14 protein-coding genes and 1 pseudogene are annotated in these 11,963 nt (G+C 57.8%); 13 read left to right on the forward strand and 2 right to left on the reverse strand.

What is annotated here, in order from left to right; translation table 11 throughout:
* The 8 genes and pseudogenes from P0D96_RS33860 to P0D96_RS33895 all read left to right on the forward strand — a co-directional run.
* A partial coding sequence (locus tag P0D96_RS33860; protein ID WP_408317931.1) for a hypothetical protein occupies positions 1–243 on the forward strand: 243 nt, incomplete at its 5' end.
* A gap of 22 nt (positions 244–265) precedes the next feature.
* Positions 266–802, forward strand: coding sequence for a PH domain-containing protein (locus P0D96_RS33865; RefSeq protein ID WP_408317933.1), 537 nt, complete (start codon positions 266–268; stop codon positions 800–802).
* Between the two features lie 352 nt (positions 803–1,154).
* On the forward strand, positions 1,155–2,204 hold the full coding sequence (locus P0D96_RS33870) for a PDDEXK nuclease domain-containing protein (RefSeq protein ID WP_408318080.1): 1,050 nt from the start codon (positions 1,155–1,157) through the stop codon (positions 2,202–2,204).
* A gap of 1 nt (position 2,205) precedes the next feature.
* Positions 2,206–2,397 (forward strand): annotated as a pseudogene (locus P0D96_RS33875) (hypothetical protein).
* Positions 2,398–3,214: 817 nt separating this feature from the next.
* On the forward strand, positions 3,215–3,517 hold the full coding sequence (locus P0D96_RS33880; RefSeq protein WP_408318082.1) for an HU family DNA-binding protein: 303 nt from the start codon (positions 3,215–3,217) through the stop codon (positions 3,515–3,517).
* Positions 3,518–3,717: 200 nt separating this feature from the next.
* A complete protein-coding gene (locus P0D96_RS33885) occupies positions 3,718–3,924 on the forward strand; it encodes a hypothetical protein (RefSeq protein ID WP_408317935.1) in 207 nt (68 codons plus the stop codon).
* Between the two features lie 176 nt (positions 3,925–4,100).
* Complete coding sequence (locus P0D96_RS33890) at positions 4,101–4,541, forward strand: SET domain-containing protein (protein WP_408318084.1); 441 nt, start codon at positions 4,101–4,103, stop codon at positions 4,539–4,541.
* Positions 4,538–4,756 (forward strand): hypothetical protein, encoded by a 219-nt coding sequence (locus P0D96_RS33895; RefSeq protein WP_408317937.1) that lies wholly within the window; start codon positions 4,538–4,540, stop codon positions 4,754–4,756. The genes P0D96_RS33890 and P0D96_RS33895 overlap by 4 nt, the downstream gene beginning before the upstream one ends.
* 752 nt (positions 4,757–5,508) lie before the next feature.
* On the opposite strand, the gene P0D96_RS33900 is transcribed toward P0D96_RS33895, so the two are convergent.
* Complete coding sequence (locus P0D96_RS33900) at positions 5,509–6,423, reverse strand: LysR family transcriptional regulator (RefSeq protein WP_408317939.1); 915 nt, start codon at positions 6,421–6,423, stop codon at positions 5,509–5,511.
* Positions 6,424–6,520: 97 nt separating this feature from the next.
* Between P0D96_RS33900 and P0D96_RS33905 the strand changes: the two genes are divergently transcribed.
* From P0D96_RS33905 to P0D96_RS33925, 5 genes are all read left to right on the forward strand, one after another.
* Positions 6,521–7,498, forward strand: coding sequence for an aldo/keto reductase (locus P0D96_RS33905; RefSeq protein ID WP_408317941.1), 978 nt, complete (start codon positions 6,521–6,523; stop codon positions 7,496–7,498).
* Between the two features lie 128 nt (positions 7,499–7,626).
* The gene (locus P0D96_RS33910; RefSeq protein ID WP_408317943.1) at positions 7,627–8,040 is read left to right on the forward strand and encodes a (R)-mandelonitrile lyase; all 414 of its coding nucleotides are present in this window, start codon (positions 7,627–7,629) and stop codon (positions 8,038–8,040) included.
* 137 nt (positions 8,041–8,177) lie between these two features.
* Positions 8,178–8,951, forward strand: coding sequence for an SDR family oxidoreductase (locus P0D96_RS33915; protein WP_408317945.1), 774 nt, complete (start codon positions 8,178–8,180; stop codon positions 8,949–8,951).
* Between the two features lie 66 nt (positions 8,952–9,017).
* Complete coding sequence (locus tag P0D96_RS33920; RefSeq protein WP_408317947.1) at positions 9,018–9,329, forward strand: putative quinol monooxygenase; 312 nt, start codon at positions 9,018–9,020, stop codon at positions 9,327–9,329.
* Between the two features lie 401 nt (positions 9,330–9,730).
* On the forward strand, positions 9,731–10,420 hold the full coding sequence (locus tag P0D96_RS33925) for a carboxymuconolactone decarboxylase family protein (protein WP_408317949.1): 690 nt from the start codon (positions 9,731–9,733) through the stop codon (positions 10,418–10,420).
* A gap of 291 nt (positions 10,421–10,711) precedes the next feature.
* Here the strand turns inward: P0D96_RS33925 and P0D96_RS33930 are convergent, their stop codons facing one another.
* The gene (locus tag P0D96_RS33930; protein WP_408317951.1) at positions 10,712–11,410 is read right to left on the reverse strand and encodes a hypothetical protein; all 699 of its coding nucleotides are present in this window, start codon (positions 11,408–11,410) and stop codon (positions 10,712–10,714) included.
* Positions 11,411–11,963: the final 553 nt, after the last annotated feature.

Raw genomic sequence — 11,963 nt, forward strand, 5'->3', positions numbered from 1 at the left:
ATCGTGTTTGAGCAGCCGGAGCTGGAGAGTATCCGACAGGTCCGTGTAGCAGAGCTCGATGCCGAGGCGCTGGAGCGTCGGGCGGCGCAGCGTGAGCGCGAGACATGGGAACGCGACGAGTTGCGCGATGCCGTGCGCCATCCGCCGCCACCCACTCCGGAAGATCCGTCCAATCCAGACCAGGATGCGGCATCGCCTGCTGATCCCGATGCACCCGGCAGTGGGCCAGATATTGACCGATGAAACATCAAACTGAGAGAAGAAAATGAATCAGCTTGCACACCTCGACCGCGACGGCCCGGTTGCGGTCGTGCCCGGCGTAGTATTCAGCGGCACGCCGTCACAGATCGTGAACCTGCCAACCGACATCAAGGGCGGCGCCGGCGCGATCGCTGTTTTTGCCGCCTACCTGTATGCGCTGACGCGCTGGCCAGTGCTCTGGATTGCACCGGTCGTCGCGTTGCTCGCGATCGCGGTGGGCGGCGTCGGTGCGTACCTGCGTACGGGTTACACCGAAACCATCATTGACATGGCCCGCATCACCTGCAGGCAGGGCATTCTCAGCCGGCAGGTGCAGAGCCTCGAACTCTTCCGTATCCAGGATGTGACGTCGTTGCATCCCTGGTGGCAACGACCTTTCTGTATTGGCACGGTACTCGTGCTGACCAGCGACTCGAACAATCCGCAGTGGCGTCTTCCCGGGATGCGCGGCGCCGAGCAGCTGAGAGGCGAACTGAATCGTGCCGCGATCGCGTTGCGCGACGCGAAGGGCATTCGCGAAGTCAACATGGGTCGCCTGTAAAGCCGATCGCGGCCTGGCACCGGAAGGCCGCCGTAGCAATTGCGAAAAGCCGGATGGAGCTGTGATCGCGCAACTTCTGGTCGAGTGGCAAGAGACATTACGCAATATTCCGACGCGACGCTCGAAGAAGCGCGGATCGAGTCAGCCGGCATCGTCACACGGCCGGAAGGACGGGATCAGAGCAGCCGGCAGCGCCTACAATTGACCAACCATGTTGGGCGCAACCGGGAGGGCAGCAGTCACTGCTGCAAGCCGGCGGTGCGCCGTCGGCGCAGTTGCGGGCTGCGTGGTGACCGTTGATAATCGTTGCAAATGCGCCGGCACTGCCGGCCAATATTTTCCACAGGGCAGTATGACGGAAATGTCTTTCGACGTAGGTGACTATAACGCCTGGCTGACTGGTCTTAAGTCGCGTGTTGAGCAGGCGCGGCAGCGGGCCGTTTTGTCGGTCAACCGGGAACTGATTTCGCTGTATTGGCAGATCGGGCATGAAATCCTCGATCGGCAGGGGCGGGCGGGGTGGGGCGCAAAGGTCGTTGATCAGTTGGCACGCGATCTGCGAACGGCGTTTCCCGACATGCGCGGATTTTCGCCGCGGAACCTGAAGTACATGCGGGCGCTGGCCGAGGCCTGGCCGGGCAAAGAGTTTGTGCAACAGGCTGTTGCACAATTGCCCTGGTCCCATGTCGTCACGTTGCTCGACAAGCTGAAAGCGCCGGAAGCACGCGATTGGTATGCTGAAAAGTCGATCGAACACGGCTGGTCCCGAAACGTGCTGGTGATGCAGATCGAGAGTCGCCTGCGGGAAAGACAGGGCAGCGCCGTGACAAATTTTCGCGACCGCCTGCCCCCTTCGCGGTCCGATCTAGCCCGCGATTCGCTCAAGGATCCTTACATCTTCGATTTTCTGGGTCTGACTGAAAGCGCTCAGGAACGGGACATCGAAAACGCGCTCACCCGGCACATCACCCGTTTCCTGCTTGAGCTTGGTGCCGGGTTTGCATTTGTGGCGCGGCAATACCGCCTGGTAGTCGGAGGAGACGAGTTTCTTGTCGACCTGCTCTTTTACCATCTCAAGCTGCGGTGTTACGTTGTCGTCGAATTGAAAACAACGCCATTCAAGCCCGAATATGCCGGTCAGCTCAATTTCTATCTCTCAGCCGTGGATGCCCAAGTCAAAGGGCCGCACGACGAGCCCACGATAGGCTTGCTACTGTGCAAGGAAAATAATCGCCTGGTCGCCGAATACGCGCTGCGCGGGATTGCAAGTCCTATGGGCGTCGCTGAGTATCAGTTGCTGCGCGATATCCCGGCGCCTCTAATGCCTAACCTGCCGTCGATTGAGCAGATTGAGGCGGAACTCCAGACGGACAAAGCCTCTGGATTATCTGACCAACCATAGCATGGACTATCAAGTCACCTACGAGCACAGCCTGCGGTCGGCGCCGGACGATTTCATCGTTCACGTCCCGTCGCAGATGGGCTGCAATTTACCGGCCACGGTGCCTCGGGCCTAATTGCCCGAGTTCATCATCAAACTGATTCTCGAGCGGTCCCCGTCAATTGGTCGAATTCGCAACCTGAGGATTATTTGATAATCGTGCCTTGGTGGTTCGTGGGATGAGCAAACCGTCGTGATGAGCCCGGATCTTTGAATGAGGGGAAGCCAGAACGCAGGGCACGAGCAGGAGAGGGCTGAACATCTGCGGAGGAAACCGACATTGTCGCCGGTGTGGATGGTTGCAAAGGGGCGTCCGCATTTCGATTTGCATGTCCGGAGCGGTCTGCGGGCCGCCAGAACATTAAATGCAAAGCAGCTAATACGACTTATCGGCATTAAAACGGCGCAAAAAAACGGCCCGCACAGCGCGGACCGGGTCATGGCGGAGCAGAGACGGGCGGCCAGTTTGCCCGCCAGCCCCGTCGCCGCTCCGTGTGTGGTCACGTGCCGTGAGCACCGACCACGTCTACATGATAGTCACTGCACCGGCGCGCGGCGGTAGTCTTTCAGTCGCGTCGCACCACGGGCGACGTAAATGAAGTCCCGGATCAGAGCTATCCGACCCTTCGTTTGTGGACATTGGCCCTTATAGGAGCCGGATGACGTCGCCAGATGGCACCTGGCGTGACTCCGTGCGCACCCGACGCGTGCCTTGGGGATGCGAAGCAGGATCGTCGTGGCCGGCCGATCCCGGGAATGCCCGGTCTGCGGCGCACAACCTTGGCGGTTTGACATGTCGCGGTCAGCGTTCCTGTCCCGCATGTACCAACTACCTCTGGCGCCCAGCAAGCGCGTATCCGGCACGGCCAGACGACGCGTCGGCATAGAGTGGTGCCCCGGGGCGTGAATCTCGTGCAGGCGCGTGCCGATTGCGCGGAGGCGCGCCGATCGGGTAGGGTGTTGGCATCGTCATTCACTCAACGAGGAAAAAATCAATGAACAAACAGGAACGGGTGGATGCAGTCGCTGCGGCGACCGGAGAAAGCAAGGCCGCGACGGGTGAGACGGTTGACGCGGTGATCGCGGCAATCACTGGCGAGGTGACCAAGGGCAAGACAGTGCAACTGATCGGCTTTGGCTCGTTTTCCACCGGTGCGCGTGCCGCCCGGGTCGGTCGCAATCCGGCGACTGGCGTCGAGATGCAGATCCCTGCGGCGAAGACCGTCAAGTTCACGGCCGGCAAGGCATTCAAGGATGCGGTGAACGCCGGCTGAGATCGTGCACAAGCCGTCGGCCAGGTTCCTGCCGGCGGTACTCAGCCGGTCACATCGCTCCACCGTTGCCCGACGACAGGGAGTGGACGTAATAGTGCTAGAGCCTGGACCTGGGCAAGCCGGCCTGGTAGCATCGGTGGCGAGATGCTACGACTTGCCGCAGCCCCTTCGATTCGCTGCACATCTAGCTAGATAGCCGTATGGGAAAGAAACGATCGCGGAGCAGGCGGGAGCCGCTGTGTCCACCGATCGGTGCGCTGTTGCGCTACCGCACGCGCATCGTCCGTGTGATCGCAGAAGCGCGTGGGCAACGCGCGATGATCGAGTCACTCGATACGACGGGCAGGACCTTCGTCAGCACCGTCAAGTGGAACAGCCTGCGCGAACTCGGGGCCCAGCTGTTCTAGTCCGGCGCTGCCTTCAGTCGAGCGGGTTCCCAACCTCCAGCTGATTGTGCCAAAACAAACTTCCAGTTGCAATGCAGCGCGGTCACCACAACCTTCGCGAGCAACGCATCCACGTCAGTGTGGATGCGGATTTCTGCCTCTTCTATACTGGCGCGCATATCAGTCGAGGTAACAGTATGAGGCGTGTGATCGTCCGGCGATCGTTAGTCCACGGCAAAGGCGTGTTCGCAGTGAAACCGCTCGCGACGGGCGAGCGCGTGCTGCAGTACAAGGGGGAAATTACCTCGTGGCGCGATGCCGTTCGTCGTCACCGTCGTGAGGGCGTCGCGGGGCACACATTCCTCTTCGGCCTGTCGGACGGGCGCGTCATCGACGGCAGCCGTGGTGGCAACAGCGCCCGATGGTTGAACCACGCGTGCGCGCCGAACTGCGAGACCATCGAAGACGCTGGGCGCATCTTCATTCACACGCTCCGGGCTATCGAGGCCGGTGAAGAACTGTTTATTGAGTATCTGCTGGATACCGACGATCCCCTGGATGAAGACGTTCGGGCCCAGTACACATGCCGGTGCGCCGCGGCGGACTGTCGTCAGTCGATGCTGGCTGACGTTGCGTGAACGTGACGACGGTGAAGATAGTGGGCATCATTGATATCCCGAAAGGCGCCGAGGACTCGAAGCGGGAGAATGTTGGATTCGTCCGGATCTGTGGCGAGGTGGTTTTCCATCTCGACGTGCTAAAAGTGACGTTGCGAAACGGAGATGCATCCGACGCACCGTTTAACGCCAAGGCGAAAAAACAGATGTCGCCGAATCTTAAGGATCTGTGGTGACGCCATCAGGCGGCGTTTGCCCGATCAGGGAGCAGTCTTATGCGGAAGCGGAAGTTAGCAGGAAAGGTAACTGGAGAATTGAGTCTGCCGGTACTGCTAGACCGGCTTGAGCTGGCATTGGTGGTAATCCCCGATCGCACGTCTGTCTGCAACGCACTTTCGGATCTCAACAAGCACCTCGGCTCGGTCGGCGAGAAAGGTCCCGTACGAACCAGTCGATCCGGGCCTCCGCGCCGTCGGCGCCAGACCACCGTCGAATCTTTGCCGCTGTTTTCTTGAGCACTGCCATTAGCACTAGGGCCGACGGCAAATCGGCGAAGCATTAGAAGGTAACATCAGACGACTGTTCCTAGCTGCGTTCGTAGCCACCTGGTTCGCGAATAGCGTTCATGCGCAAAGCAACGCGTCCGCCCCTGCTCGTCACGCCCTTGGGCAACTTGCAATTCGTGCGCGTCGACCGCGATTTCGTTGGGATGCTCGACAAGGAAATTTTTCGCTCGCTTCAGCGCGAGCACGCTCACGCATTTCGATGAAGCCGGCAACGCAAATGACTGCGTCACGCGCACGCTCGTGCAGACTGATTCCGGCCCGGTGCTGTACGAATTTCGCCACCATCCGCCACTTGTGCAATGCTCGGGTACCCGGCCAGCTTCGGACGGTCGCCGACACTGCCAAAATGGACAGTCGAAAATCGCGTTGCTCACAGGCAGCCGACAACTGCTCGCCGACGCTCAACGGCCCGTCGTCGGCTTTCAGAAACGCTCTCTTGCCGCAACGCCGCGATATCGCAGTGCGTTAGCAACGGCTGCGAAAGCTGGCAAGGGCTGACGTCGGCTAGGGTAATAGAGATGGTATCCGGGAAACCAGGGGCACCAGTCTTCCAGAAGCGGGATCAACTGACCACTTGCCAGATGGTCCGCAACGCGCGCCTCGGACACATAGGCGAGTCCGTGCCCGGCGAGGGCCGCCTTGGTAATCAACGCAATGTTGTTAAACATCAGTTGCCCATCCACCCGGACGTTCAGTTCTCGCCCTTCTTTCTGAAATTCCCAAGCGTAAAGACCGCCATAGGTCGGCAGGCGCAGATTGATGCAGTTATGGTTTGTGAGGTCCTGAGGGATGACGGGAGCGTCATTCCGCTTCAGATAGCTGGGCGCCGCGACAACGATCATCCGCATATCCGGCCCGATCGGAACTGCAATCATGTCCTTGGCAATGACCTGCCCGATGCGGACCCCGGCGTCGTATTGCTCGGCAATGATGTCAGTCAATCCGTAGTCAACGACTATCTCAACTTTGATATCTGGAAAATCGGGAAGAAATTTGTCGAGTGCGGGCCAGAGTACGTCCTCCGCCGCATGCTGATCGGCGGTAATGCGCACCGTGCCAGCGGGTTTCTCGCGCAACCCACTCAGTGCGGCAATCCCTGCATTGATGCCGTCGAAGTGCGGCCCAACCGTCTGAAGCAAAAGTTCGCCTGCTTCTGTGGGCGCGACCCCGCGCGTGTTGCGCGTCAATAGCCGAATTCCAAGCCTCTCCTCCAGCGCCCGCACAGTCTGGCTAAGCGCCGACTGAGAGATCCCAAGCTTCGCGGCGGCTCGGGTGAAGCTTCGCTCTCGCGCCACCGCAAGAAAAGCAGAAATGTCCTGAAGATTGTCGCGCGCCACGGTATTAGCCCTGCTTATAACGGTATGTTCTTTATACCATCTAATCAACTGACCGGGCACGGGCTATAGTTGTCCATCACTTGTATAGAGGACCGTTATGAAAACGCGCACGCTTGGAAAAAATCTTGAAGTTTCTGCCATCGGCATGGGCTGTATGGGACTGACGTTTGGCTACGGGCCTGCTACGGATAAATCCGAGGCTACTAGCCTGATTCGAACTGCGGTTGAGCGCGGCGTGACGTTTTTCGACTCGGCCGAGGCGTACGGCGCCGAGAATGAGGAGATGCTCGGCGAGGCGCTCTCACCTTATAAGGGGAAAGTGGTTATCGCCACAAAGTTTGGGTTCAAGAATGGCAACACCAAAGAAGGCCTCGATAGCCGCCCTGAGCGGATCCGTTTGGTAGCAGAGCAGTCGTTGAAGCGGCTGAGAACCGATGTCATTGACCTGTTCTATCAGCACCGTGTAGATCCGAGCGTCCCGATCGAGGACGTCGCAGGCACGGTCAAGGACCTCATTGCGGAAGGCAAGGTGAAGCACTTTGGCATGTCGGAAGCCGGTGTTGACATGATTCGCCGCGCGCACGCCGTTCAGCCGCTCACCGCCCTACAAAGCGAATACTCGATGTTCACGCGTGATATTGAGGCAGAGATCTTGCCGACTTTGGAAGAACTGGGCATCGGCTTCGTGTGCTTTAGCCCGCTCGGCAAGGGTCTGCTTGGCGGCAAGATCGACAATTCGACGAAGTTCAAGGAAGGGGATGTGCGCAGTACGTTGCCGCGTTTCTCCGGCGAAGCCGTTGAAGCAAATGCCAAGTTGGTTGCGCTAATCGGGGAAATAGCAAAAGCCAAGAACGCGACGCCTGCGCAGGTCGCGCTCGCGTGGCTTTTGGCCCAGAAGCAATGGATCGTACCCATTCCAGGTACCACGAAGTTGCATCGCCTCGAAGAAAACATCGGTGGTGCTGCCGTTGAGCTTGCGTCTGGCGACTTGCAAGTCCTTAACGACTTGCTTTCAAGGCAGCCAGTTCAAGGCGCCCGATACAACGAGCAGATGATGAAGACTGTGAATCGCTAATTATTCTAGCTATTCGGTACCCGGTTCACCGAGCTGGAAAGTCTTCGCTTCGGTGGCCGTTTATCACGCGCGGAGCTTTTGCTTCGTCAAGGCATTACAGCTGAAACTAGATTCTTTGGAAATAGACCATGAAGATAACCCGTGTCGGCAGCGTGCCATCGCAGACGGCCACAGCGGAATGTTTTACAGGAGTTGTGCGGGTCGATAGTCCGTTCAAGGCGGAGGAGCCGGCGCGCACAGTTGGTGCGCTTGTCACTTTCGAACCTGGAGCGCGTACGAATTGGCATACGCATCCGCTCGGACAGACGCTGGTGGTGACACAGGGGGTGGGATGGACGCAGTGCGAGGGCGGACCGAAAAAAGAGATTCGCGCTGGGGACATTATTTGGTGTCCTTGCCAGCGCCGCCACTGGCACGGCGCGACCGCATCCACCGCCATGGCGCACATGGCGATTACCGAGTCCCTGAACGGCAAACACGTTGACTGGATGGAACCCGTGACGGACGAGCAATATCTCGGGACGCCGGTGGAACCGGATTGAGCGACGGAACGTGAAAATTTTAGCCAACCGCAGTAGATGCAGGGATCACATCCGCTCATCCACCTTGGTCGTCGACGGTGGAGATCCGGTCCCCGCCTGCGCGAGATAGTGAAGAAATTTACAGAGGAAAATAAGCAATGGACGCGCAGGTTTTGCAGGGACGCGTTGCACTGATCACAGGCGGAACGACCGGTCTAGGGTTCGGTGCAGCCAAGAGATTGATCGAGCATGGCGCATTCGTTTACATCACTGGCCGGAGACAGAGTGCGCTCGACGCTGCTGCCTCTAGCCTCGGCACTTCGGTCACTGCGATTCAGGCGGACGCCTCCAGCAAAAACGACATGCTCCGTGTAGCCGAGACCGTCCGGGCCGCGCATGGTCAGCTCGACATTGTCTTTGCCAACGCCGGGGGCGGCCATGCCATGCCGCTCGAAGAACTTACCGAAGCGCAGATCGACAGTGAACTCAGCATCAACGTCAAGGGCGTCATCCTGACGGTGCAAGGTCTGCTCCCCGTTCTTCGGGATGGAGCCTCTATTGTCCTGAATGCCTCGATCACAGCGGACATGGGCCTACCGGGCTTTGCCGTCTATGCCGCCACGAAAGCGGCGGTAAGGTCGCTTGCCCGCAGTTGGACCACTGACCTCAAGGGACGCAACATTCGGGTCAATACGATCAGCCCCGGCGTGGTGCCCACCGAAGGCTACAGCCATGAACAGAAAATGAGCGACGAAGATATCGCTTCCTACGTCGCGCGGGTTACGGGCGAAATTCCGGCTGGCCGCGTTGGGACCGCCAACGATATCGCCGATGCACTCGTCTTTCTTGCGTCCGACGCGAGCAGCTACATCCGAGGCATTGACCTCGTCGTCGATGGCGGCATGACGCGCGTCTATGCAGGCAAGAACTGATCGCAGAAATCGCCCCGACTCGTCTTGGATCCGTGGAAACTGACATGCCCTACGAAGGAACAGATAATGCAACACCGAAAATTAGAGGAACGTCACATCATTTGTGAGTTGCGTTGTGAGACTGCTAACCGTGAAAGAGTTCGGCAACTCGTGCTTCAATTTGTTGAGCCTGCAAGGCTCGAAGAGGGCTGTCTCTACTACGATCTTCACCAGAAGCTTGACGACCCAAATACGTTTTTCATCATCGATGGCTGGGCGAACGAGGAAGCGGTCGACAAGCATGCCATCAATCCACATGTGGCAGAGCTAATGAAGGAGCTTGGGCCGCTGTTGACGTTTGGTCCGTCTATAACGCTCAGCAGTCGCGTGAGTGACTGACACGGCGGGTGAGAGTCCGCCCACGTAGCAAGGCCTCGGCGAGGGCATGTGGAATGGTGCAGCAAGCGAGGCATGAATGCTTGTTAGACGGGGGCAGGTAACCAGGCCGGGTTGGCGCGGCAGGTCGAAAGCTCATTTTGTCTGCGGCAATGCTAGCCTCATCTATGGCTGCAGTGGAAAGCACGATCATAACCACGACTCACCTCAGGTCATCGAAACGATGGCGGAGGCAATCAGAAACGTTTACGCCGCGCGTTTCCTATTCGCAATAGTGATGCGTTACTTGGAAGGCGATTGCGTGTTACTGGGCGCTGACAGTCAACGCCAATACTTCAACCGTTCGTTATCTTTATGGCCAACTGGCCTAAGCTAGAGAAATCAACCTACCCTGGATGGGAGCAATGACCGTTAATGATATTCGTGCCGTTTCGCCAGTCCTCGGTCACTATACCGAGGACCTACTACTGTCGGACGTCTGGGAGCGAGCGCAACTGCAAGCTCGCGATCGAAGCATCGTCACCGTTTCCGCCTTGATCGCACGGAATCAAAGCATTGAGATGAAGCACCACTTGTCCCTCGCGTTGACCAATGGCGTTACGCCAGGTGAGATTTCCGAGGTTATCGCGCACCTAGCGTTCTACTCGGGATGGGCAAATGCTTTGATGGCCGTTTCGATCGCGAAGGATGTCTTCAAAGAGCAAAACATCCTAGTGGAGCAGTTGCCGCCAGTTCGAGGAGCCGAGCTCGAGGTTGATGAAGCGTTCGAAGCGACGCGTACTGCTGCAGTGGATCAGTTGGTCGGACCGGCGTTTCATGTTCTCGCGGACTATACCACCCAGGCACTCTTTCACGATCTATGGTTGCGAGCAGCGCTTGCGCCGCGGGATCGTAGTCTTTGCACTATCGCGGCGCTTATTTCAGTTGGTCAGTCCGCGCAGATTCCCTTTCACGTCAACAAGGCCATGGACAATGGAATGACGCAGGAACAGGTGGTCGAGGTGATTACTCATCTGGCGTTTTACGCTGGCTGGCCGAATGCGATGTCGGCGGCTCTAATTGCAAAGGATATCTTTACAAAGCGTACAAACTGATTGCGCATGGCGGTAGGGTGGCAAATGCGCCGACGAACAATAGCTACGCGATAGCCATCGAGAGATAACTGAGCGCAGCAGGAAGATTGGCTATGCTGAAAATCAGCATGGGCAGCTTCTCCTCGACCAGTTTGGATGAGTCGCCGGGATGCCGCGATCCACCTCGTAACTATCGTTGTCTCGCTATTGAGGCATAGTTGTTCCGAGGATGGACTTCAGCTCGTGCGAACTGAAAGTGGGGAGCCGCCTTTTGCGGCAATGGAAAATTGCGCGAAAGAGCAATCGTTGTAATTAGTTATCTTGGACAATCTTCGTTACCATCTCGAGCCAGCGTGTCCATTCCACGAGCTCCTGCTCCACGTGAGATTGCACGACGCTGTCAGGCACTGCGGATACTACATAGACGGCGACTTTCATCACAAACCCCTCGTCGGTATCCATAAGCTGGTTCATGAATCTCACTACCTCGGTGCCGTCCGCAAGACGGCCCACCCCCACCATCATTGCGTCGTAGCCGGCAGCAGGTTCGACCGGCGCGCAGGACGGATCAAAAGAGCAGTACATCCGAAACGGAATGTGTCCCAGTTCCTCGACAACTATGTAGCATGGCTCATCTACGCCTCGGGGGTCCTTCACCCATCCAAAGCGGTAGTGTTCGGGGAACGCTGGATAAACGACGGTGTGCAAGTCGGTGAGCGCGGCAGACCACCAGTCCGAAAACTGTTGCTTCGATATCCCAGCAACCTGAAATTCGACTTCCGCGACCTTCCACACCCCGTCGGACGCTGCGGCCCATTTTCGCCATTGCTCGTCGGTTGACTTGAGGTCGTCGGCAAGCAATTCGTCCATCTGCTCGGGGGTGATGCGCTCCTTCAGCAAGCGGAGGGCACGCCTGGCCGATCTAAGTTCTAGCTGGTCAACATCTAACGCCGACGGTTCGCCATCAATAAAGGCATGAATATTAGAATGTGCTTTAGCTACTCGGTTCATCTTGTCCCCTCGTTTAACGCGGCTGTGAAGATGCAGATCACTTAAATGCACCCAGCTAATGCGAGCCAAACCCACCATCGCGGGTAAGCTCAATTCCCGCAATGAGTCTGACTTTATCGGACGTCGGATAGAGAGTCACATAAGTTTGCCCGATGAGCTGGGTTTGATAGCGTGCCAGCGCACCCTTGTATTTTCACAATTGATAGCAGAACTCAGCGGAATCAGAACTGCTCAAGGAGATAACGGATGTGCCCCATGGTCTCAAGCATCCGGCTAGCCGGATTTGAGCCGGCCTGAAGTTAGATCGTCGTGTCGTTGTCGGACAAGCGTTTCGCCGAGTTTTACCGCCATTTTCAATTACAACACTACTTGACTGGGAGACGCACTTCTACCCGATCTGGGGGCAAGGACCTTTGCGGAAGGTGCAAAAGTTCACCGCGCGAATTAGACGCAAGCTAGATATTCCACGGGCTGAGCGCATGCGCAATTTTGTAACTGCTGCCAGCATTCAACCGTTGCTGTGAGGCAAGTCTGCTGACTTGCTGCAGATGCA

The organism is Paraburkholderia sp. RL17-347-BIC-D (assembly GCF_046027915.1).
Classification (GTDB): Bacteria; Pseudomonadota; Gammaproteobacteria; order Burkholderiales; family Burkholderiaceae; genus Paraburkholderia.

Coding starts and splice junctions, on each gene's coding strand:
- P0D96_RS33865 (WP_408317933.1), top strand. CDS start 266: ATGAATCAGCTTGCACACCTCGACCGCGACGGCCCGGTTGCGGTCGTG.
- P0D96_RS33870 (WP_408318080.1), top strand. CDS start 1,155: ATGACGGAAATGTCTTTCGACGTAGGTGACTATAACGCCTGGCTGACT.
- P0D96_RS33885 (WP_408317935.1), top strand. CDS start 3,718: ATGGGAAAGAAACGATCGCGGAGCAGGCGGGAGCCGCTGTGTCCACCG.
- P0D96_RS33890 (WP_408318084.1), top strand. CDS start 4,101: ATGAGGCGTGTGATCGTCCGGCGATCGTTAGTCCACGGCAAAGGCGTG.
- P0D96_RS33905 (WP_408317941.1), top strand. CDS start 6,521: ATGAAAACGCGCACGCTTGGAAAAAATCTTGAAGTTTCTGCCATCGGC.
- P0D96_RS33910 (WP_408317943.1), top strand. CDS start 7,627: ATGAAGATAACCCGTGTCGGCAGCGTGCCATCGCAGACGGCCACAGCG.
- P0D96_RS33915 (WP_408317945.1), top strand. CDS start 8,178: ATGGACGCGCAGGTTTTGCAGGGACGCGTTGCACTGATCACAGGCGGA.
- P0D96_RS33920 (WP_408317947.1), top strand. CDS start 9,018: ATGCAACACCGAAAATTAGAGGAACGTCACATCATTTGTGAGTTGCGT.
- P0D96_RS33925 (WP_408317949.1), top strand. CDS start 9,731: ATGACCGTTAATGATATTCGTGCCGTTTCGCCAGTCCTCGGTCACTAT.
- P0D96_RS33930 (WP_408317951.1), bottom strand. CDS start 11,410: ATGAACCGAGTAGCTAAAGCACATTCTAATATTCATGCCTTTATTGAT.